23 protein-coding genes are annotated in these 21,556 nt (G+C 66.4%); 11 read left to right on the top strand and 12 right to left on the bottom strand.

What is annotated here, in order from left to right; all coding sequences use genetic code 11:
* Positions 1–95 precede the first annotated feature (95 nt).
* The 3 genes from U1769_RS00815 to U1769_RS00805 form a co-directional block, all read right to left on the bottom strand.
* The gene (locus tag U1769_RS00815) at positions 96–383 is read right to left on the bottom strand and encodes a hypothetical protein (RefSeq protein WP_332710854.1); all 288 of its coding nucleotides are present in this window, start codon (positions 381–383) and stop codon (positions 96–98) included.
* A 402-nt stretch (positions 384–785) separates the two neighbouring features.
* Complete coding sequence (locus U1769_RS00810; RefSeq protein ID WP_332710852.1) at positions 786–1,307, bottom strand: FKBP-type peptidyl-prolyl cis-trans isomerase; 522 nt, start codon at positions 1,305–1,307, stop codon at positions 786–788.
* A 71-nt stretch (positions 1,308–1,378) separates the two neighbouring features.
* Complete coding sequence (locus tag U1769_RS00805) at positions 1,379–1,651, bottom strand: type II toxin-antitoxin system VapB family antitoxin (RefSeq protein ID WP_332710850.1); 273 nt, start codon at positions 1,649–1,651, stop codon at positions 1,379–1,381.
* 100 nt (positions 1,652–1,751) lie between these two features.
* Between U1769_RS00805 and U1769_RS00800 the strand changes: the two genes are divergently transcribed.
* From U1769_RS00800 to U1769_RS00780, 5 genes are all read left to right on the top strand, one after another.
* The gene (locus U1769_RS00800; RefSeq protein WP_332710848.1) at positions 1,752–2,513 is read left to right on the top strand and encodes a histidine phosphatase family protein; all 762 of its coding nucleotides are present in this window, start codon (positions 1,752–1,754) and stop codon (positions 2,511–2,513) included.
* Positions 2,510–3,394, top strand: a complete 885-nt coding sequence (locus tag U1769_RS00795; RefSeq protein ID WP_332710846.1) for an NAD(P)H-hydrate dehydratase — start codon at positions 2,510–2,512, stop codon at positions 3,392–3,394. The genes U1769_RS00800 and U1769_RS00795 overlap by 4 nt, the downstream gene beginning before the upstream one ends.
* Positions 3,395–3,457: 63 nt before the next feature.
* Entirely contained in the window at positions 3,458–4,114 is a 657-nt protein-coding gene (locus U1769_RS00790; RefSeq protein WP_332710844.1) for an SGNH/GDSL hydrolase family protein, read from the top strand.
* Positions 4,115–4,147: 33 nt separating this feature from the next.
* Complete coding sequence (locus U1769_RS00785) at positions 4,148–5,311, top strand: acyltransferase family protein (protein ID WP_332710842.1); 1,164 nt, start codon at positions 4,148–4,150, stop codon at positions 5,309–5,311.
* A complete protein-coding gene (locus U1769_RS00780) occupies positions 5,308–6,315 on the top strand; it encodes a zinc-dependent alcohol dehydrogenase family protein (protein WP_332710841.1) in 1,008 nt (335 codons plus the stop codon). Before U1769_RS00785 ends, U1769_RS00780 begins: the two co-directional genes overlap by 4 nt.
* On the opposite strand, the gene U1769_RS00775 is transcribed toward U1769_RS00780, so the two are convergent.
* The 4 genes from U1769_RS00775 to U1769_RS00760 all read right to left on the bottom strand — a co-directional run bounded on the left by U1769_RS00775 (position 6,309) and on the right by U1769_RS00760 (position 10,563).
* Entirely contained in the window at positions 6,309–6,932 is a 624-nt protein-coding gene (locus U1769_RS00775) for a pyridoxamine 5'-phosphate oxidase family protein (RefSeq protein ID WP_332710840.1), read from the bottom strand. The two genes, U1769_RS00780 and U1769_RS00775, sit on opposite strands and share 7 nt — an antisense overlap.
* Positions 6,933–6,942: 10 nt before the next feature.
* Positions 6,943–7,455 (bottom strand): nuclear transport factor 2 family protein, encoded by a 513-nt coding sequence (locus U1769_RS00770; protein WP_332710838.1) that lies wholly within the window; start codon positions 7,453–7,455, stop codon positions 6,943–6,945.
* Between the two features lie 183 nt (positions 7,456–7,638).
* Positions 7,639–8,244: a DUF4142 domain-containing protein gene (locus U1769_RS00765; RefSeq protein ID WP_332710836.1), complete on the bottom strand. Its 606-nt coding sequence runs from the start codon at positions 8,242–8,244 to the stop codon at positions 7,639–7,641.
* Between the two features lie 84 nt (positions 8,245–8,328).
* A complete protein-coding gene (locus U1769_RS00760; RefSeq protein WP_332710834.1) occupies positions 8,329–10,563 on the bottom strand; it encodes a putative bifunctional diguanylate cyclase/phosphodiesterase in 2,235 nt (744 codons plus the stop codon).
* A 235-nt stretch (positions 10,564–10,798) separates the two neighbouring features.
* On the opposite strand from U1769_RS00760, the gene U1769_RS00755 reads away from it, so the two are divergent.
* The gene (locus U1769_RS00755; protein WP_332710833.1) at positions 10,799–13,018 is read left to right on the top strand and encodes a hypothetical protein; all 2,220 of its coding nucleotides are present in this window, start codon (positions 10,799–10,801) and stop codon (positions 13,016–13,018) included.
* Positions 13,019–13,299: 281 nt separating this feature from the next.
* Here the strand turns inward: U1769_RS00755 and U1769_RS00750 are convergent, their stop codons facing one another.
* Positions 13,300–14,049 (bottom strand): Crp/Fnr family transcriptional regulator, encoded by a 750-nt coding sequence (locus U1769_RS00750; RefSeq protein WP_332710831.1) that lies wholly within the window; start codon positions 14,047–14,049, stop codon positions 13,300–13,302.
* A 263-nt stretch (positions 14,050–14,312) separates the two neighbouring features.
* On the opposite strand from U1769_RS00750, the gene U1769_RS00745 reads away from it, so the two are divergent.
* Positions 14,313–14,570 (top strand): DUF6894 family protein, encoded by a 258-nt coding sequence (locus tag U1769_RS00745; RefSeq protein WP_332710829.1) that lies wholly within the window; start codon positions 14,313–14,315, stop codon positions 14,568–14,570.
* Positions 14,567–15,286, top strand: a complete 720-nt coding sequence (locus U1769_RS00740) for a Crp/Fnr family transcriptional regulator (protein ID WP_332710828.1) — start codon at positions 14,567–14,569, stop codon at positions 15,284–15,286. The genes U1769_RS00745 and U1769_RS00740 overlap by 4 nt, the downstream gene beginning before the upstream one ends.
* 61 nt (positions 15,287–15,347) lie before the next feature.
* On the opposite strand, the gene U1769_RS00735 is transcribed toward U1769_RS00740, so the two are convergent.
* From U1769_RS00735 to xth, 3 genes are all read right to left on the bottom strand, one after another.
* The gene (locus tag U1769_RS00735; protein ID WP_332710826.1) at positions 15,348–15,875 is read right to left on the bottom strand and encodes a ferritin-like domain-containing protein; all 528 of its coding nucleotides are present in this window, start codon (positions 15,873–15,875) and stop codon (positions 15,348–15,350) included.
* Positions 15,876–16,069: 194 nt separating this feature from the next.
* On the bottom strand, positions 16,070–16,420 hold the full coding sequence (locus tag U1769_RS00730) for a DUF3147 family protein (RefSeq protein ID WP_332710824.1): 351 nt from the start codon (positions 16,418–16,420) through the stop codon (positions 16,070–16,072).
* Positions 16,421–16,452: 32 nt separating this feature from the next.
* A complete protein-coding gene (gene xth, locus U1769_RS00725) occupies positions 16,453–17,232 on the bottom strand; it encodes an exodeoxyribonuclease III (RefSeq protein WP_332710823.1) in 780 nt (259 codons plus the stop codon).
* A gap of 73 nt (positions 17,233–17,305) precedes the next feature.
* Between xth and U1769_RS00720 the strand changes: the two genes are divergently transcribed.
* The 3 genes from U1769_RS00720 to U1769_RS00710 all read left to right on the top strand — a co-directional run bounded on the left by U1769_RS00720 (position 17,306) and on the right by U1769_RS00710 (position 19,037).
* Entirely contained in the window at positions 17,306–17,932 is a 627-nt protein-coding gene (locus tag U1769_RS00720; protein WP_332710822.1) for a YbhB/YbcL family Raf kinase inhibitor-like protein, read from the top strand.
* Positions 17,932–18,534, top strand: a complete 603-nt coding sequence (locus tag U1769_RS00715; RefSeq protein ID WP_332710820.1) for an alpha-ketoglutarate-dependent dioxygenase AlkB — start codon at positions 17,932–17,934, stop codon at positions 18,532–18,534. Before U1769_RS00720 ends, U1769_RS00715 begins: the two co-directional genes overlap by 1 nt.
* Positions 18,535–18,656: 122 nt before the next feature.
* A complete protein-coding gene (locus U1769_RS00710; RefSeq protein ID WP_332710818.1) occupies positions 18,657–19,037 on the top strand; it encodes a c-type cytochrome in 381 nt (126 codons plus the stop codon).
* Positions 19,038–19,061: 24 nt separating this feature from the next.
* Here U1769_RS00710 and U1769_RS00705 read toward each other — a convergent pair whose 3' ends face one another.
* Positions 19,062–21,527, bottom strand: coding sequence for a zinc-dependent metalloprotease (locus U1769_RS00705; RefSeq protein ID WP_332710816.1), 2,466 nt, complete (start codon positions 21,525–21,527; stop codon positions 19,062–19,064).
* Positions 21,528–21,556 lie beyond the last annotated feature (29 nt).

Below are 21,556 nucleotides of genomic sequence, written 5' to 3'. Positions count from 1 at the left end.
TACTAATTAGCGAACTTAGACTTCAGCCCGTCACCCCCCCCCTTGAATCGAACCGTCGCCGAATTACGCACGGCTTAATGGATCAAGTTAGCGTGTCAGCCAGCGAGGCGCTGCATCTCACGGATGACTTTCTCAACCTTGGCTTTCGACTCGCCAAAAAGATCAAGTGCGATAATCTGTCCGCCGCGCACGTTCTGCTTCCCGGTGCCCGTGACCTGGAACGTAAATGGCTCAGTTTCCGACAGAACGATAGACCCGGAAACTCCACTCCATGAGCCCATCGTCATTCCCGTAGTAAAGCCAACAACCCCGGCGCCGTCGTTGATCTGATCCACCTTGTAACGCGCCGCCTGGACTGCCTTAACCGCCAGATCGAGGACCATGGCGCGAGTGCCCCGAAAACGCCCGTCCTGGAAAGAAACCGAGTCAGGTGCCGTGGCAGTCGTCTCTGAAATGTTCACTGGAGCGCCGCATCCGGGGCAAGCTGGCGCCTTATCGGAGACCTCGCGCGCGCACTCCTCACATTTGATCAATGCCATAGCTACCCCCCCATTTATTTGATGCGTACATAGCTGCCATGCTTTGCACCCCGTGCGAAGTAAGAAATGGCGGTTGTCTATATTCCTTACTCGTATCTGAAAGTGGCCAAGTCGCGTCCCACGACTCGGTGCTGGAGACGCCTGAAGCGGCATGGAGATTAAGGCGAAGGGATGCCGCTCCGGGGAACGGTAGAAAAGGGCTCGATGCCCGTCATTGGGTCTTTCCAACTCCCGACATCCCCACACTCACCCCTCTGCCGGCACCGTCCCAAACAACTCGATCGTGAACAGCAACGTCGCGCCCCCCGGGATCGGCCCCGTCGCCTTCGTCCCATAGGCAAGGTTCTGCGGGATCGCGAATTCGAACGTGTCGCCCACCGCCATCAGCGGCACGCCTTCCTGCCAGCCGCGGATCAGGCGCGGCAGCGGGAAGGTCACGGGCGCGCCGCGGCCGACCGAGCTGTCGAATTCGGTCCCGTCGATCAGCGTGCCGGTATAATGGATCGTCACCCGGTCGGTCGGCGCCGGATGCGGCGCGCCGGCCCCATCTCTACCCCCGGCGCCGGCCTTGATCCGGCGATAGCGCAGCCCGCTGGCGGTATAATGCCAACCGTCGCTCTCCTTCAGGCTGAGCAGATACAGCATCTGCCGGTTGTGCCAGCCCACATCCTGGCTGTTGACCGCATCGGGCGCGTCCTGCGCCACAGCCGTCGGGGCAAACGCCACCATCATCGCCGCCGCCGCTGCCGCCCAGATCGTCGAACCCATCATCGTCTCCCCATCGCCGCCCCGATCGCGGCAAGCGCTCTATAGCGCGCCGCGCGCGCAGGGGAATTGCGTCATTGGTCGGTCCGCGCCCCTCGGATCGACGCCAGATCCTCATCCAGATCGTGATAGGCGCCCGCCGGCACTGGCGCGCGATCAGGTCGGAAGGACAGGCCATGCCGGGCAAGGATTTTCCCGGCCGTCTCGGAAGCTGTCTCCCGCCGCATCCGGGTATCGATCGCTTCCCGCAACGCCGTCACGACTGCGTCCGCAATGCTGGTCCCGTCGATCTGCGCGAGCCTGCGCGCCAGCGCATCGGCCTGCGGGTCGCGGATGCTGATCGTCATGGTAGGGCTCCGGTCTTGCGGCGCGACTATACGACGTCGCACGACCTGACGGAATACCGCCCCACGGATCGAAACCGCCGCGCGGTCGTTCCTCCGCCGCATGATCCGCTGGCCCGAAAAACTCTGGATCGTCCGCCATGGGCAAAGCGCCGGCAATGTCGCGCGCGATGCCGCGCATGCCGCGATGCTCGATCGCATCGCCGTCGCCGGGCGCGATGTCGATGTGCCGCTCAGCGATCTGGGCGAGCAGCAATCGCTGGCGCTCGGCCGCTGGTTCGCCGCCATGCCCGAACAGGATCGGCCCCAGGCCGTGCTCGTCTCGCCCTATGCCCGCGCGATCCGCACGGCGGAGCTGATCCGCGAAGCCGGCGGCGTCGCCGCGGACGAGCCCCTGTGCGGCGACGAGCGGCTGCGCGAGAAGGAATTCGGCATCCTCGATGGCCTCACCACGCCCGGCGTGGCCAGGGTCTTCCCCGATCAGGCCGAGTTCCGCCGCATCCTCGGCAAATTCTATCACCGGCCGCCCGGCGGGGAGAGCTGGTGCGACGTCATCGCCCGGCTGCGCTCGGTGCTCGATACCATCTCGCTCCATTATCCCGGCGAGCGCGTGATGATCGTCGCGCACCAGGTCGTGGTGCTGTGCCTGCGCTACGTCATCGAGCATCTCGACGAGCAAGCGATCCTCGCGATCGATGCCGAGGGCGATGTCGCCAATTGCGGCGTCACCGAATATCGCTTCGATCCGCACCGCGGCCGCACCGGCGGCATGGTGCTCGAACGCTATAATTATACCGTCCCGGTCGAGGATGCCGCGGTGCCGGTGACGCGCGCCGACGATCCCGTGGTGGCGGCGCGCGGATGAGTCCTTGCCCGATCGATGCGCAGTGGCGCGCCGCCCACCCCTTGCCCGCGATCGGCGACGGCATGGACAAGGAAGAGCGCGGCCGCGCGCTGGTGATCGGCGGATCGGCCTTCGTGCCCGGCGCGCTGCTGCTCACCGGAGAGGCGCTGCTGCGCGCCGGCGCGGGCAAGGTGCAGCTGGCGACGGTCGCCCCGGTTGCGGTGCCGCTCGGCGTGCGCTTCCCCGAAGCCGCGGTGATCGCGCTGCCCGAAGACGAGACGGGCGAGATCGCCGGTGGCGCGCTGGAGGCGCTGAAGGACGCCGCGGGCTCCTGCGGCGCGCTGATTATCGGCCCCGGCATGCGCTGCCGCCCGCAGACCGCGGCGCTGGTCGAGGCCCTGCTCGGGGCGGCGGGGGAGGACACGCCGGTCCTGCTCGACGCCGGCGCGATGACCGCGCTGGCCGACCGGGCCGACATGCTGAAGGGCAGGGGCGGCCGGGTCGTCTTCACCCCGCATCACGGCGAGTTAGCCACGCTGACCGGCCAGGACAAGGAGGATATCGCGCGCGATCCGCAAGCGGCCGCGATCGATGCGGCCCAGCTTTTCGATGCCGTGGTGGTGCTCAAGGCGGAGGAGACGATCGTCGCGGCCGGCGACGCGGCGGCCCCGCTGCACTATGGCGGCGGCGCGCCCGGGCTTGGCACCGCGGGCTCGGGCGATGTGCTCGCCGGCATCATCGGCGGGCTGCTCGCGCGCGGCGCCGATCCGGTGACGGCCGCCGGCTGGGGCGTGTGGCTGCACGGGGAGGCGGGGCGGGCGGCCAGCGCGGCGATCGGCCCGCTCGGCTTCCTCGCGCGCGATCTGTTGCCGCATATTCCGGGGCTGATGGCGCGCGCGTGACGCGCCGGGCTTCCGACTATTATCTGCTTGAACCGGCGCGCGCGGCATCGCCATAACGCGCGCATGAGCAGCGTCCGCATCTGGGTGTATCTCGCGGCCTTGCTCGCGCTGGTGGCGCTGGGTCTGGGCTGGCGCCTCCGCCACGCGCCGAACGAGCTCGCCACCTATATCGCCGGGCGCGGCTTCATCCTGACCGAGCAGGCGCGCGTCGCGCCGAAGGGCATGACGCTGATCGTCGGCGACAGCATCGTCGAGCGCGCCTGGCATCCGGAGGTGTGCGGCCCCGCGGCATTCAACGCCGGCATCTCCAGCGCCGCCCTGCGCGATCTCGCGCCGCTGGCGAAGACTCTGGTCCCGATCCTCCAGCCGACGCGGATCATCCTCGCCATCGGCACCAACGATGCGGCGGTGGGCCGGGCGGTGCCGACGGAAGCGTGGATCGGCGCTTATGGGCAGCTCCTCGACGCGCTGCCGAAGGACCGCGTCGAGCTGGTCGCGGCCCCCGCGGTGGAGCCGGGCAAGCTCGCCTCGGGCCTGATCGACAGCGCCGATCTCGCGGCGAAGAACCGCGCCTTGCGCGCGCTGGCGATCCGCCGTGGCGTGTCCTTTGCGCCGTCGATCGCGATCGACACCGGCGATGGCCTGCACCCGACGGCGGCCGGTGCCGCGGCGTGGCGCGAGAATGTCGAGCGCCACTGTCCCGGCGCCGATCGCCCCTAATCGATCCTTAATACGGCCCCGGTATCAGTGGCCATGCGCGCCGCCTCAGCCCCCTTTGGTACAGACACCGCCGTTCGCTCCGGCAAGCATGCCCCCCGCAAACATGTTTATGCCACGCTCGACGGTATCCGCGGTATCGCTGCGGCGCTGGTCGCGATGCGCCATGCGGGGGCGCTCTTTCCCGGCTGGGATTTCCCGAACAGCGGGCTCGCGGTCGATCTGTTCTTCGTCATCAGCGGCTTCGTCGTCGCCAGCGCCTATGATCGCCGCCTGGCCGACGGGCTGACGCCCGGCGCGTTCATGCGCATCCGCCTGATCCGGCTCTACCCGCTTTATCTGGCCGGGCTCCTGCTCGGGCTTGGCGCGGGCGTCCTGTGCTGGCTGAGCGGCACCGATCCGCAGCTGAACGCGCGCGTGCTGGCCGCCTGCCTGCTCTTCGGCCTGGTGATGCTGCCGTCGCTCTACAGCTGGAACGGCGAGATCTTTCCGCTCAACCCGCCCGCCTGGTCGCTGTTCTTCGAACTTGCGATCAACGCCCTTTACGCCGTCGTCCACCGCTTCCTCACCCCCCGCCGCCTCGTCGCCGTCGCGGTCCTTTCCGGGGCGATCCTGTTGGAAATGTCCCTCACCGGCCACGCCCTGGACGAGGGTCATAACTGGTCCCATTTCGCAACCGGTTTCGTCCGCGTCACCTATTCCTTCACTCTCGGAATAGTGCTGTTTCACCTGCCCTGCCGGCCCGTCATTTCGTCCCCCGGGTCCGCCGCGATCCTCCTCCTGGCCGCCGCGATCCTCATGGTCCCCCCGCTCGGCGCCTGGTATCCGCTGCTCGCGATCACCCTGTTGATGCCGGCCCTGGTGTTCCTCGGCACGATGATCGAACCGGGTCCGAAACTGCGCCGCGGCTGGCACCTGCTCGGCCGCATCTCCTATCCCCTCTACGTGCTCCACGCCCCGGCCGCGATCTATGTCGAATGGTCGTTGGGCAGGGCCGGCCTCCCGCAGCCGGGCGTCGCGGTTGGGCTCGTGTTCCTGCTCGCCATGATGGCCATCGCCTGGTGGGCCGATCGCCGTTTCGCGGTCTGGTTCGGACCGGCCAGCCGGCTGTGGCGCCGGCCGGTCGCGGGTCCGCTTGGAAGCCGCAGTCGCTTTGGCTACAGCCGGCCGCTGCCCGACTCAGGAAAGGGATCCCCATGAAGGCCATTCGCATCGAAGCTCCCGGCGGTCTCGATCGGTTGCGCCTGGTGGAGATGGCGTATGCGGCTGAGCCGGGGCCCGGCGAGATCAGGGTGCGCCTCCGCGCCAGCTCGCTCAACTTCCACGATTACAGCGTGGTCACGGGCAGGATGCCGTCGGAGGACGGGCGCATCCCGATGTCGGACGGCGCCGGAAGCGTCGAAGCGGTCGGCGACGGCGTCACTGAATTCGCGGTGGGGGACATGGTGGTTTCCTGCTTCTTCCCCGACTGGCAGGCCGGCCCCGCCGCGACCGACAATTTCGCCCGCACGCCCGGCGACGGGATCGACGGTTATGCCCGTGAGGCAGTGACGACGCCGGCATCGTGGTTCACCCACGCGCCCGCCGGCTGGAGCTTCGAGGAAGCGGCGACCATCACCACCGCCGGCCTCACGGCATGGCGCGCGCTGGTCGTGAATGGCGGCATCAGGCCCGGCGACACGGTGCTCACGCTCGGCACCGGCGGCGTCTCGATCTACGCGCTGCAACTCGCCAAGGCCGCCGGCGCGACCGTCATCCAGACCTCGTCCTCCGACGAGAAGCTGGAGCGCGCCAAGCAACTCGGGGCCGATCACCTCATCAATTACCGCTCGACTCCGGCCTGGTCGGCTACGGTGCGGGACCTGACCGGCGGGCGCGGCGTCGATCACGTCGTGGAAGTCGGCGGGCCGGGCACCTTGCCGCAATCGATCGGCTCGATCGCGATCGGCGGCCATATCGCGCTGATCGGGGTGTTGACCGGCTTCACCGGGGATATTCCGACGGCGTTCCTGATGGCGCGCCAGGCCCGGCTCCGTGGGCTGATCGTCGGGAGCCGCTGGGATCAGCAGCAGTTCGTCCGCGCCCTGGAAGTGAACCGGATCCGCCCGGTCATCGACAGCAGCTTCGGCCTTGCGGACATCGCCAGGGCGTTCGCGCATCAGGAGAGCGGCGATCACTTCGGCAAGATCTGCCTGACCTATTGAAGCTCGGCGAGGCGCTGGCGCAGATCGGCATTGTCCGCCTCGAGTTCGGTCAGCCGGTCGCGGAGCGGCTGCGTCGCCACGGCAATCTCGGCCTCGGTAAAGCGCGGCGTGATGTGTTGCGGGCAGTTCCAGTCGAACGCCGCCAGCTTCAGCCGGAAGACGCGTTCCAGATTGGCGCGATATCCGGGCACGGTCACCAGCTCGGTCAGGGCCGGATCGGCATCGAGCGCAAGCACCTCGACATGGGCATAGATCTTCAGCCGCGCGCGGCGGGGATAGTCCATCAGGAACAGGCAGGCGCGGTCGCTCGATCCGAGATTGCCGAGGCTGATATATTGGCGGTTGCCGCGATAGTCGGCAAAGGCCAGCGTCCGGTCATCGACCAGCTTCAGGAATCCGCGCGGACCGCCGCGATGCTGGACATAGGGCCAGCCGGTTTCCGAGACGGTCGCCATGTAGAAACTGTCGCGATCGGCCAGGAACGCGGCCTCGTTGTCCGTGAACCGGTCGAATTCCCGGTGGCCCTTGAAGTCAGTCCATAAATGGTCGACGCCCATCGTCGCCTGGGCGGCGCGCACGCCGGGGGTTACCGCGATATCGAGGAAGCCATAGGCCATGTCAGTCGCCTCAGCCGGCGGGCGGCAGGGTGGCGGGATCCCAATGCTCGTCGGCCTTGCCATCCTTGAACCGCCACATGTCGAACCAGGTGGTGGTATAGGTGCGGGACGGGTCCTTCGGGTCCTTCAGCTCGCGCACGAAGCTGACCGTCACATAATCGCCCTCGGCCGTCACCGCGACGACCTTGGTCTTCATCTTTTCCGGAATGGGCTTCGGCTTCACTTTGGCGACCTTGACGAAAAAGGTCATGACCGCGTCGAGGCCCGAGGCAGCGAGCGGATTGTGCTGGATATATTCCCGGGTGAGATACAGCGGCGCGCGGTCCCACTGGCCGGCCTCGAGCAACTCCTTGACGATCTTCAGCGCCACCTGCTTGTTCGCGTTCAGCCGGGGATCGGGGCTGGTGAAGAGCGATTCCGGATCGGGATGAGCGGTGACCGGCGCATTCAGCGCCTGGGCATTGGCCAGCGGACTGGCCAGCAGCAGTGCGGCAGCGGCGCCGATCCGGATCGAAGCTCTCATTCAACTCTCCCCAACGGTCTGCCCCGCCCGAGTCGCTCAGCGGCTGGCGCTTCGTTCAATCAAGAATGCCGCGAGGTTGCAACCGCCAGCACGGGCCGGCTGCCAGTTCCGCGCCTGATCGACGCGGACGGGGAGGTGCCGCCCGGCCATCGCCGCAAGGGCGCTGGCCGGGCGCTGGTCGGGTCAATCGGTGTCGAGCGCCTTGGCCATGTCGAGATGGCTCTTGACCTTCGGGGCGATCTCGCCGGCCGCTGTCTTCAGCGTGGGCACTGCGCCGTCCTTGGCGAAGCTTTGCATCAGCGACAGCGCATCTTCATGCGCATCGACCTGGCCGTCGATATATTCCTTGTCGAACGCAGCGCCGGTCAGCCCGCGCAGCTCGGCCAGATCGTCATTCTGATCGCCGGTGAGCGTCGCGTCGGGGATGATCGCCGGGCTGGCGGCGGAGGCCGCGGCCTTGATCTTGGCGGTGGATTCGGTGTGCGCCTTGATCATGTCGCTGGCGAAGGCCTTCACCTTGGCCGAAGACGCGTTGGTCAGGGCCAGTTTCGCCGCCGCGATCTCGAATGCGTCGCTCTTCGCCGCTGCGTCGACAAAGCCCTGACCGGTCGGCGTTGGGGTGATCGCGGCGCCGGCCGCGTCGATCGCGTTGGACGCGGCGTTGCCGACATCGGTCAGCGCGTTGCCGGTGTCGGCGACGGCGTTGTCGGCGGCCTGTTCTGTCTTCGGCCCGCAGGCGGCAAGGCCAAGGGCGAGCGCGGCGAGACTGGCGATCGGAAGTGCTTTCATGGGAATCCTCTCCGGTGGGTACAGGCGCCTCGAACGCCCGGCGCGCTGGCGCGTTCCCCGCGGCGGCCCGGCCGGCGGCCCGCGTCAGCCGCGAAAGAGCCGGTCGCGCCAGGCCGGGAAGGTCGCCCCGGCCTGTACCGGATGACCGAACAGAAAGCCCTGGCCGACCGCGCAGCCGCGCTGCCGCAGGTGCCGCGCCTGAGCCATGGTCTCGATCCCTTCGGCGACGACGCTGATGCCGAGGTTGCGGCCAAGAGCGATCACCGCGTCGGCGATCGCCGCATCGTTCGGGCTGTGTTCCAGGTTGCTGATGAAGCTGCGGTCGATCTTCAGCACATCGACCGGATAGTGCTTCAGGTGGCTGAGCGAGGCGTAGCCAGTGCCGAAATCGTCGAGCGCGATGCGGATGCCTTCCGCGCTCAGCAGGCGCAGCGCCCGCTCGACGAACGGCGCGCTGCGGCCCAGAAACACCGTCTCGGTGACCTCGATCTCGAGCCGCTGCGGCGGCAGGTTGCGTCGCGCCAGGCATTCCAGCACGCGTTCGGCGAAATTGTCGTAGCGAAAGTCGTTGGCGGAGGTGTTCACCGCGATCGAGATCGGATCGAACCCCTGGTCGAGCCAGCGCCGCAGATCGGCCGTCACCTTGTCCAGGATACGGTCGGTCAGCTCGATCGACAGGTCCGAATCTTCGAACGCCGCGGTGATGTCGGCGGGCAAATGGGTGGCGCCGTGCGGATCCCGCCAGCGCAACAGCGCTTCGAAGCCGACCAGGGCGTGCGTGTGAAGATCGATCTTGGGCTGGTAGAACGCCTCGACCCGCCCGTTCGCCAGGGCGTCCTTCGCCAGGTTGATCATCGAGAACTGGCGCTGCAGGTCCGAGCGCATCTCCGGTCGGAACAGCTGGCTGCGGCCTCGGCCGCCGGTCTTTGCGGTGTAGAGCGCCAGATCGGCCGATTTGAGCAGCTCGGTCGGGTTCGTGCCATGATCGGGGAAGATCGCGGCGCCGATGCTGGCCGCGCAATCCAGCGTCCGGCCGTTGAACACGAACGGCTCGCGCAGTCGCCGGATCAGCGCGGCGGCGCAGCTCTCGACATCCGCCGTGCCCTGCAGCGGCATCAGAATCGCGAACTCGTCGCCGCCCAGCCGGCCGATCGTCGCGCCCGGCGGCGCGACATCGATCAGCCGCCGCGCGAACACGCGCAGCAACGCATCCCCCGCGTCATGGCCGAGCGTGTCGTTGATTCGCTTGAGATTGTCGACGTCGAACAGCATCAGCCCGATCCGGCCGTGCGCGGCTCTCGCCAGCGCGATCGCGCTGTCCAGTTCCTGCTGCACCGCCAGCCGGTTGGGCAACAATGTCAGCGGATCGTGCGTCGCCGCCCAGCGGATGCGTTCCTCCGCGTCGCGCTCCGCGGTCACGTCCTGAACGGTCACGATCAGCCGGTTGATATTTCCAGTGCCGGTCACCGATTTCCATCCGGTGGTCTTGAGCCACCGCACGGCCCCGTCGTTGTGGCGGTGGATGCGCAGGGCGACCTCGAATTCGACGGGAAGGAGGTCGCCGGACGCAGCAGTGACGACGGACTGGAATTTGGAACGATCCTCGGGATGGATGATCTCAAGCGCGGTCGCGATGCTCGGCTCCGTGTTCGGCGGCAGGCCGACCATCGCCAGCAGCTCATCGGACCAGCGCCGCTCGCCGGTCGTCAGGTCGACGTCCCAAACGCCGAGATGTGCCGCCTGCACCGCGAACCGCAGCCGTTCCTCGCTGGCCGCGAGAGCGGCCTCGGTCGACTTGCGCTTCCCACTTTCCTCAAGCGATCCACCCTCAAGCGATCCACGCATCGCGACGGACCGCTGCCCGGGCCAGCGCTCGGCACTGGCGAGCGCCGCCAAGCCGGTGAGCAGGCGTATCGTCTGCTCGCCGGGGGCGTCGCGGGGGACGGTGTCGAGGATGCACAGCGTCCCCGCATCGGGCCCGCCCGACTCGCCGAACGGGATGATGACGACAAAGCGCGCGCCGGGCAGCCCCGAAGCGGGGACCAGGCCACGCCATTCGGCTGCGTGCAGATCGCCGATGACGATCGGTTCGGCGCGGTCGATCAGGCGGGCCGGCAGCAGCGCGTCGGCGGGGCGCAACGGCCCGTTGATTCCGACCTGCACCCGCACCAGCTGCCGCCCGGCGGCGGCGAGGCTGATGAAGCCGATCGGCGCGCCGACCGCTTCGGTAGCGAGCAGAAGGATGCGATACAGAATCGATTCTTGAGTATTCGGCAGGGTTGGCGCGGCAGGCCCCCCTTGTGCGGCAGGTGGGACCATGGCCTTTCCGGCATAGTCGAGAGAGCGAACGCTTGTGCGATTCAACGCGATCCCTCCCATGCCATCTCCGATCGGACGGCTGACAACCTAAATATATTCGAAACGCTAACGAAACCTTCGCGCAACTGCTGATGGGAGTCGTTTCGTAGCCGGAATAGTCATTTTATTGCGACACCGGGCGATCTGGCGGAACGGAAGCGGGCAAGGCCGGTTTTCGCGCCTGAAAGGAAGACCGATGACCGCCCTTATAGAAGCCCGCGATCTGCCCGGCCTGACACCCTTCTCGCTTGCCTTGCGCCAGGCGCTGAAGACGGGGAGCAGCCGCCGCCTCACGCGTTTCGCTGCAGGCGGCCTCATGGTCGAGCTGCGCGCGACCGGGGATTCGGTGTGGGCGCTGATCCGGCGCGAGGGGAAGGGCGGGCTGGCGGTGCGGACGGCGTTCGTGCCCGAGGGCGACTTCGAGTGCAGCGTCGAGAAGATCGTCGACGGCGAGGCAGCCCGGCTGAAGGTGACGAGCGCGCTCGGTCTGCATGAAATCGTGGTGCGTTCGGGTGGCGACGCACTTGAGCATATCCGGGTCACGGTCGAACTCACGCCGGCGGTGCCGCTGCTCGTCCCGTTCCTGCCGCGCGATCTCTATCCGCTTGATGCGCTGGACGATCCGGCCGGGGCGGTCGGCCATGTCGAGGCGTCTCAGCGCGGGCTCAACAGCGGCCTGCTCTATTTCCGGATCGACGAACCAGCGTTCGGCAACATCCTCTATTTCCAGAACCTCACGGCGATGAACCCCTATTATCTCGCGACGGGCACGAAGCCGGATGGGGCGGTGGGGGGCGTTTGGCCCGAGCTCGGCTATCTTCCGCCCACCCCGCCGCAGAGCGGCACGCCGCCGACCGAACCGCTGCCGGCCGGCGTCAAAGTCACGCTATCCGACGCGATCCTGGTCTTCCGGCACGACGGGCCGCCGTCCGAAGCGGAATCGGCGCGGCAGTTTCTCCAGATGCTCGGGGTCGCCTATCAGCAGCTCGATCTGCCCATTACCGAGTATCGCGACTGGATCGCCCGGGCCGAGCTGACCCTGCGGGACCTCGACGAAGCGCCTGATGCTACGATCCGCCATTATGGCCACCGCTATGTGCATCCCTATACCGGGGCCGAATATCCCGACATCATGGTGCAGATGTCACTGCTCTCGGCGATCCATGACTGGGGCTGCTGGCATGGTACGCCGCATCCGCTCGAAGCCGAATTCAAGGCTGGGCTGAGCCGGTTCTACGACCCGAAACTGAAAACGTTGCGGCGCTATCTGCCAAACGTCGGCAAGGACAAGGACAAGGATGCCGTCGACAGCTGGTATCTCTACCATCCGATGCTCAATCTCGGCCGGCTGGCGCTGCACGGCGATCAGGCGATGCGCCGGCTGTTCCTGAAATCGGTGGATTTCGGCGTGAAGGCCGCGCGGCATTTCAACTATGACTGGCCGATCATGTACAAGGTCACCGACTTCACGGTGATTACGGAGAAGGCCGGGGACGATCGCGGCCAGACCGATGTCGGCGGCATCTATGCCTGGGTGATGCTCCAGGCCTATGAACTGACCGACAATCACGAGTATCTGCAGGAAGCGCGCGCTGCGATCGAGGCGGCGATGGGCCGGCGCTTCAATCTCAATTACCAGGCGAACCTGACGGCCTGGGGCGCGGCTGCGTGCATGCGGCTGTGGCGGATAACCGACGATCAGCGCTACCTCGACCAGAGCTATGTCTATCTGGCGAGTTTCTTCCACAACAGCGAGATCTGGGAATCGGAGATCGCGTTCGCAAAGCATTACCGCAATTTTCTGGGCGTCACCTGCCTGCAGGATGCGCCGTACATGGCGATCTACGAATGCTTCGACAGCTTCGCTGCGTTCGAGCGCTATCTCGATGACAGCGGGCCGGATCTGGAACCGGCGGTGCGCATGCTGGTAGCGGAATATTGCAAATATGCGCTCGACCGGGCGTGGTATTATTATCCGGATGCGTTGCCAAAGGAGATGCTGGCGACCGAGATCCGCAACGGTCATATCGACCGGGCGCTCTCCTTCCCGCTCGAGGATCTCTATCCCGACGGCCAGCCGGCCGGGCAGGTCGGGCAGGAGATATACGGCGCCGGCGCGGCCTTCGTCTTTGCGACCCGGTCCTTCCATCAGGTCGATGACGCGCCCTTCCTGCTCCACGCCAATCATTTCATCCGCGCGCGCGAACGGACGGCTGACCATGCGATGACGATCTCCTTCGACGGGGGCGATACCTGCCTTGCCGCGCTCAGCCTGGTCCGCGTCAAGCGCCGCAAGCTGCCCAGGACTCGGGTGGTGACGGTGGGAGGCGATGTGATCAGGCCGAAATCGGTGTCGGCCGACCGCATCGACTATGTCGTGCCGGCAAACGGGCGGCTGGTGCTGAGCTGGGATTGAACCGGATTGGTGGTATCGGCGAGCCCCGCCATGTGATCGTTAACATGCTTTAACGAAAGCGGAGTTTTCGCTATGTAGGGTTGGTGTTCCAGAGCCGGGGCGGGCGATGGAGTCGCTGATGACCGAACGGGACGATTACAGCTATTTCCGGCAACGCGCGCTACGCGAGCGCGAGATCGCCGAGGGCTGCACGGAAAATGTCGTAGCGCTGGCCCATCGCCGGCTGGCCGCAGAATATGAGCGCCGTACCGCGGCCGGGCCGCCGGCGATTCCCGATATTGCTAGAACGGGATCGGCAGGTTCTGGTCGAGATGCAGATACAGCGCGCTGAAATCCGCCGCGGCGCGTAGCCGATCAATGTCGTCGAAGCGGATATGGCGCCGGTCGCGTATGATCAGCCCCTGTTCGGCCAGCGCCTTCAGCGTGCGGTTGACGTGCACACTGGTCAGCCCGACCGCATCGCCCAGTTGCTCCTGAGTCAGCGGCAGATGATAGCCGGCGCCATTGGTCATCTTCGCGGCTTCCATGCGCAACGACACCTCGCATAGCAGATGCGCGACGCGCGCCCTGGCGTCGCGGCGGCCGACATTCAGGATCCATTCGCGCGAGATGGAGGCATCGACCAGCCCGTCGATCCACATCGCGTTGCCGATCGCCGGATGCTGCTGCACCAGATCGCGTAGCGCGGATCGTTCGATTTCGGCGGTGACGAGCCGGCTCAGCGCCTGCACGCTGTGATCGGCCCGGTTGAGGAACAGATGCTGGAGATCGAGGAAATCGCCCGTCATGTGCAGCGAGACGATCTGCCGCGCGCCGGTCGCCGCCAGCTTCTGCCGGAAGGCGAGGCCAGAGATGATGAAGCTGCAATGCTTTCGGGCCGGCTCGCCCTCACGCAGGATATAGGCCGGCGCCTCGAAGACACGCTCGACAAAGGGCAGCGCCATGATGGCCGCGCGATCCGCATCGTCGAGCGACGCCCTCGTCTGGAGCTTTCGGACTATCTTGTTTTGTATCGAGTCGTCGGATGACATGTGGGCTCTCCGTTGGGCGGGAGCTCACGCATCTCTCAGTCGCCGTACCCGGGCTTAACCTACCGGCGATAGACGGTCCTTAACACGTGACGTCGGAAATCGAAAACAAATGTTGTTTTCTGGTCAGGTCGTGGTGGGTTTTCTTTCAATAATTTCCATAACTTAACTTTTGATAGGATAGGTCGTTCGGCTTGTTGTCGACGGGGGGGTGCCACGGCGACCGGCCGCAGGAGCGAAACCGTCGCTCCGGCGTTCGGCCCTTCATGGCACGTTATTATTTCCACCTTCACAATGGCGACGGCCTGACCCCCGACGAGGAGGGACAGGATTTTGCCGGGCCGGCGGAGGCGCACGCCGCCGCGCTGGCGAATATCCGCTCGATTCTGGCGAGTGAAGTAGATTCAGGCGCGCTCGACCTGAACGGGCGGCTCGAGATCCTCGACGAAGCGGGGGTGCAGATCCTCGTCGTCGCCTTTTCGGAGGCAGTCGACGTGCTGCCGCCGCGCGCGCCGAACCAATGATCGACAAGCATCTACGCAAGTTGCGCGCCCGCGACGAGGTCAGCGCGGAGGAGGAGCGGGTGATCCGCGAAGCCGCCGGAAGCGCGCACGAGGTTGCCGCCCGGAAGACGATCATCCGTGCGGGCGACCTGCTGTCGAACTCGACAATGCTGCTCGACGGGCTGATGTGCCGCTACAAGGATCTGCGCAACGGAGAACGGCAGATCACCGAACTGCACGTCGCCGGGGATTTCGTCGATCTGCACAGCTTCACACTGAAGCGGCTCGATCACAACATTATGGCGCTGTCGCCTTGCCGGATCGCGCTGGTGCCACATGAACGGCTGACGCGCATCACGGAGGAGCATCCCCACCTCGCGCGGATCTACTGGTTCACGACCAATCTCGATGCCGCGATCCACCGCGAGTGGGAATTGTCGCTGGGCCGGCGCACTGCGCTGTCCAAGACGGCGCATCTTCTGTGCGAACTGCAGGTGCGCCTCGGCCTGGTCGGGCTGGCGGACGACAGCGGCTATGACCTCAGACTCACACAGGTCGATCTGGCGGAGTGCCTCGGCCTGACCGCGGTCCACGTCAATCGCACGTTGCGCCAACTGCGCGAGCAGGGTCTGGTGAGTATCAGCAAGGGCCGGGTGGAGATTCTCGACCGTGACGGCCTGCGCAAGGTCGCCGAATTCGATCCGGCCTATCTCTATCTCGAGCGACGGCCGATGTAGCCGGACCTTGCGGTCATCTTTGGCCCGTCGCCCGGGCGGGGAGTCCGCCCGGGCGCAGGATTCAATGACTCGCCGTTTCGCCGGCGGCGCGGAGGCTCAGATACCGGTTCACGATGGTGGGTAGCGACTGATCGCAGAACGCGGCCATGGCTTCTTCTTCCTGCAGGGTGGCGTCCAGCAACGGGACTGCGTTGCCGAAATTACCCGCCTCGGCGATGGTGATCAGCCCCTTGTAGCTGGCGATCTCGAAATTTTCGAAAGCGAAATTGGCGAAGCTGTTCTTCAGTATCTCGTCAGGGGCGAGCATGTGCGCAAACGCTGCGAGATTGCCGGATATGCTCAAGGCCGTGTCCTTGATCGCCGAATGCTTTTCATCGAGCATGGCGAGGATCTCGTCGAGCCGCTTGATCTGCTGCTCGGTTTCCACCCGATGCTCGCGCAGCCGCTGCTCGACTTCGGGATAATTGGCGAGGTGGCTGATCTGCCGGTCCATCAGCGCGAGCGCCTGATGCTCGACGGCATGCGCATCGCGCAGGCCTATCACGAACAGTTTGCGGATCACGTCGGTTCGCTCGATTACGTCAACCATGGCTGCACTCCTCAATGAGTGCCCGGCGCCTGCCGGTTCCGAGTGACGAAGGCGCCGGGCGGGGAACGTCGCAAGAGCTTCTCCAACCCGTGCAACACAGCGCCGTTCCTTCTTTCTCGCCTGAAAAGGGAAAGATTAACGTACGTTAGTCCGATTTTTAGCGCGCACTCACCGCGCGCCTGCAGGCGCGCGTGCTACAGGCGCAGCCCAAAGCGCGGGCCTAGCCATATCATCGCGAGATAGAGCGCGATGGTGAGCGCGCAGCCGGCCAGCAACGCCAGCCAGAAGGATACGCCCTGGCGCAACAGCGCCGGGATCAGCAGGAACATCGGCAGCGACGGCAGCACGTACCAGAAGGTGGCGCTGGCGTGATCCGCCATGATGGCGGCGTCTGGCTTGTCGTGCCACAGCCACATCATGCCGAGCACCGAGACCAGCGGCAGCGACGCAACGAGCGCACCGAAGCCAGGGCTGCGCTTCGCAATCTCCGAAACGGCGGCGATGATGATGCCGGAAATGAGCGCCTTGATCGCGAGATAGAGCATGATGCCAGTTTATAAGACCGCACACCGCGCGCCTAGGGTGCGTCGGCGATCTCCACCCACACCGGCGCGTGATCGCTGCTCTTTTCCCAGCCACGCACGTCGCGGTCGACTTCGGCGGCCAGCAGGCGGGGGGCGAGCGTCGGGCTGAGCAGGAGGTGATCCAGGCGCAGTCCGGCGTTGCGGGCGTAGGCGTTCCGGAAATAATCCCAGAAGGTGTAGATCGTATCGTCGGGATGGAGTGTGCGCAAGGCATCGGTCCAGCCCTGGTCGATCAGCCGGAAGAAGGCGGCGCGGACCTCGGGCGCGAACAACGCATCGTCGAGCCAGCGCTCCGGCTTGTACACGTCGCGCTCCGTCGGCATCACGTTGAAGTCGCCGGCGATGATCACCGGCATGCCGCTGGCCATCAGTTCGGCGGCATGGCCGATCAACTGGTCGAACCACCGCATCTTGTACTCGAACTTCGGGCCGGGCCGGGGATTGCCGTTTGGCAGATAGAGGCCGGCGACGAGCACGCCGTTCACCGCCGCCTCGATATAGCGGCTCTGCGTCTCGTCCGGATCGCCCGGCAGGCCGCGCCGCGTCTCGACCGGCGGACCGACCCGGCTGAGGATGGCGACGCCGTTCCAGCTTTTCTGGCCGTGCCAGATGGCGTGATAGCCAGCGGCCTCGATCGCCGCGATGGGGAATTTCTCCTGCGGCGCCTTCAGCTCCTGCAGGCAGACCACATCGGGTTGGCGTTCCGCCAGCCAGCGCAGCACGACGGGAAGGCGGCCATTGATGCCGTTTACGTTATAGGTCGCGATCTTCATCGATGTGCCCCGTGGAAACCTCGCGACGCCCGCGGGTTCTTCTGTGCACGTTAACGCACGAAGGAGGGGAGCGATGCTCGAACATGTGCCGCACTGGCTGGGACGGATGCTGCACGGCGTGCGCGCCGGCCACGGCCGGCTTGCCGTCGCCGATCCGGCGCTTGGCCTGACCGGCGCGTCGATCGACCTGTCGAGCCCGGCCTTTGCGGACGGCGCGCGCCTGCCCGAGCGATTCACCGCCGACGGGGCCGGGGTCTCCCCGCCTCTGGTCTGGGGGGAGGTGCCTGCAGGCACCGAGAGCCTGGCGCTGATCGTCGAGGATGCGGATGCGCCGTCGCTCAATCCGCTGGTTCATGCGCTGATCTGGGACATGCCGGCTGATGAGCGGCGCCTGGCCGAAGGCGCGATCGCGGCGGACGGGGCCGGCGCAACCGACGGGCGCGACGTGGGGCGCAACAGCTATTTCGCGCAAGGCTGGCTGCCGCCCGATCCGCCGACCGGGCACGGCTCGCACGACTATGTCTTCCAGCTCTTCGCGCTTGCCGGCACCCCGGCGCTCGACGCCAATCCGGGGCGGTCGGCGATTGTCGAGGCGATCCGGGGCCATGTGCTGGCGGCGGGGGTGATCACCGGCACCTATTCGCGCGGCGAGGAAGCGCCGCTCGGGTCAGCGAGCTTCGGCGGCGCGGCCCCGGCGTGATGGCGGCGCAGAGCGACCTGTTTGGCGTGCCGGTGCCGGCTGGCCTGCCGCACGGGCTGGCCTATGCGCCGGATATCGTCACGCCGGAGGAGGAGCGCGCGCTCGTCGCCGCGCTCGATGCGATCGAGGTGACGCCGTTCCGTTTCCAGGGGTGGACCGGCAAGCGGCTGACCGCGTCGTTCGGCTGGCGCTATGATTTCGACGATGCGAGTTTCGGGCCGACCGAGCCGATCCCGGATTTCCTGCTGTCGCTGCGCGCCCGGGCCGCCGAGTTTGCCGGGCTGGCGGTCGACGACCTCGTCCAGTCGCTGGTCGTGCGCTACGATCCCGGCGCCGGCATCGGCTGGCATCGCGACCGGCCGGTGTTCGAACATGTCGTCGGCATCTCGCTCGAGGCGCCTGCCGTCCTGCGGTTGCGGCGGCGGCGCGAAGCGGGGTTCGATCGTGCGGCGCTCCCGATCGCGCCGCGCTCGATCTATCATCTCTCCGGCGAGGCGCGGCATGGCTGGGAACACAGCATCGCGGCGATGGCGGAGCGGCGCTGGTCGGTCACCTTTCGGAGCCTGTCGACGAAGGGCATGCGCGCGATCGAACGGTCGTGATCATTGTGCGTTGCAACCATGGCAAAGCATCGTTTTAAGGGATCAAGTCCCTATCGCCGCTCATCCTCCGTTCAACTGGAATAAGCGAGTGCGGGATCGACAAGGCGTATGAGAGGATCCGCATGAAATATCTTGGCCTGACCGTAATCGCATTGCTCGCCGGCTCGACCGCGGCATCGGCCGCGCCGCCGGCAGATCCGGTAGCGGGCGCGCTGGTGTTCAAGAAATGCGCGGCGTGCCACAGCCTCGATCCGACCGGGAAGAGCGGCCTTGGCCCCAATCTGCGCGGCGTGGTCAACCGCAAGGCGGCGGCCGTCACCACCTTCGCTTATTCGCCGGCGATGAAGGCATCCTCCATCGTGTGGAACGACAAGACGCTGGCCGCCTTCCTCGCGGCGCCGCGCCAGGCGGTGCCGGGCACGAAGATGATCTTCATCGGCCTGCCCAAGCCGCAGGACCAGGCGGACGTCATCGCCTTCCTCAAGCAGAACGCAAAGAAGTAGCGTCTGCGCCGCAGCCGAGCGGGGTCAGCCCAGTGGCGGCCCCGGCGGCTGCGGAAAGCGCGAGCGCGGCCCCTTGCCCCAGGCGGGCGTCGCCGTTTTCGGCGCATTGGCCTTCGGGTCCTCGAGGTAATGGCCGATGTCGCGTGCGGTCTGGCGGTAATAGGCGCTGGTGAGCGCATCGGCCCCGGCGCGGGTCTTCAGCGTCGTTGCCAGAGTGGCGAGCTTGTCGAGCACATAGGCGCGCGCTTCGGGCGCCGCTTCGTCGCTGCCGCCCAGCATCATCATGGATTCCAGCGCGACCTGTTGCGTCACGCGGCGCAGCGCGCGGGCTGACGGCGTGGCGTCGGACCCGGCGCTCCAGCTGTGGGCGAGCACCGTGTCGACCAGCTCGGGGAAGGTCAGCGTATCGGGCTGCCGGGCGGCGAGCGCGACCATGCGCGCCGACCGCGCGGCGTCGAACAGCGGCTCGACCACCATGCCGGCAAGGATGCGCGCGGCGCGCAACTGATCGAACGCGTCGTCAGTCGACAGATCCTCCAGATTGTTGCCCGGATCTGGCGTCAGCTGCACCAGCAGGGATTCGGGCAGGGCGAGGTTCTTCGGCTCTATCGCCTCCATCAACAGGCCGAGCGTGTCGCGCTGCAGTTTGGCCGGGATGAACTCGGTCGCCGGCAGCGTCTCGCCCTTGACAACGATGTTGGTGAACTGGCCTCCGACATATTTCAGGCCGGATTCGATCGCGTAGCGGTGATGGAGATAGGCCATCCACAGCCGGATGTTGCGCAGCGAGCCGACCGGCTCGTCCGTCTTGAGCATCTGCTGCCCGTAATTGGCGATCATGATCGAGCGCGCCGCCAGCGCCTCGCTCAGATTCTCGGTCGGCGTGGCGCGGTCGTCATACCAGGTCCAGCGCGGATCGGTGTCGGGCACGTAGAGGATCTTCTTGGCGCGCATGTCCGCGACGATCGCGTCGAGCCCCGCCTTTTCCGACGCCGCCGGCAGCGGCGTATAGGCGTAGCGGACCATATAGGTGTCGTAGGCGCCGATCTGCTTCTGGAAGGATTCGCTGAGATCCAGCTTGCCGTTCACCACCTTCACGCGCGGCGTGGGATATTCCATCACCGAGGCGCGGTCGTTGAGGCTCGACGCGAAATTATGGCCGAAGCCCTGGGCATGGCCAAGCTCGTGCGCGGTGAGCAGCGCCTGACGCAGCAGCACCATGTCGCGCTGTCCGGCCGGCATCGTCGCCATCGTGTCCTCGCTCAGCAGGCTGGGATCGGCGATGGTGATGCCGCTGCCGTCGGCGGGCAGGCCGCCGCTATAGGTGTCCCAGTAATTGCCGACGGTGCGGATGCGGTGGGTGTCCATCCGCACCTTTGATCCGATGATCTCGCCGGTGCGTGGATCGCGATAGGTGCCGCCGCTGGAAAAGCCGCGCTCGTCGCGGTTGATCCACAGGACATAGGAATAGCGGATGTCCATCGGGTCCATGTCGGCCGGCGCATCGAGCGCGACGATCGCGTTGCTGAAACCGGCCGCCTCATAGGCCTTGTTCCACCACAACAGGCCTTGCTTCATCGTGTGGCGGATCGGCGCCGGGATGGCCGGATCGAAATAGATGGTGATCGGCTTGACCGGATCGCTGATCGGGGCCGTGGGATCCTTCTTTTCGAGGCGCCAGCGCGTGATCCAGCTTTCCTCCGGCCCGTCGCTGAACGGTTTGGAATAATCCTGGAAGCGGATCGCGCTCACGCCGATGCGCGGATCGGCTGCGCGAGGGGTATAGCCGGTCGGCGCGCGCAGGAAGCTGTGGTGAATGCGCATCGTCAGCAGGCGCGGATCGGGCGTCACGCCGCTCACCAGTGCGCCGGGATTGTCGGCAGTGAAGGTCGCGACCGTCTCGATCTCGGTATTGTCCGGAAACGCCTTCATGCGCTTTGGATAAAAGACGCTCTTGCCGGCATCGAACTTGAAGCTGCCCTGGTTCGTCCGGCGCAGCTGCGCTTCGACATTGCCGGCGTCGCGCATGAAGAAGGATGTCGCATCGACGACGACGCGGCCGCCGCTGTCGGATTCGATCGGCAAAGCGGCGAGCGTGGAGGTCGGGAAGGAATCCTCCACGCCTGCCGCATGCGCTGCATCGCCGGAGAGCGAGCGGAAGCGCAGGTTCCGCTCGGTCACCAGCACCTTGCCGCCGGCACGCTGGAAGCGGATCACCGCGCTATCCACCACGCCGCGATCGAATGGCAGCTCGACGGAGCCGCCGCCGGTCGCGGCGGACACATAATAGAGCACGTCCTCGTCGAATGCCGGGATCTCGATCAGCACGCGGCCCTTGGCGCTGTCGAAGAAGAAGGGGACGAAGCCGTCGGCGCGCTGCGGCAGCGCCACGCCCTTTGCCGGTTCGGCCGGTCGCGCGGTGGCGGGCAGGGCAAGGGCGACCAGGCAGATCGCGCCGAGCGAGGAAGTGAGCAGCTTCGCCTTGTTCATTGACCAGTCCCGATTTCATGATGTCGTTC

The sequence above is a fragment of the Parasphingomonas zepuensis genome (assembly GCF_036663735.1).
Taxonomy (GTDB): Bacteria; Pseudomonadota; Alphaproteobacteria; order Sphingomonadales; family Sphingomonadaceae; genus Sphingomonas.
The sequence above is the reverse complement of the archived record's forward strand: the minus strand, read 5'-3'. Positions and strand labels throughout refer to the sequence as shown.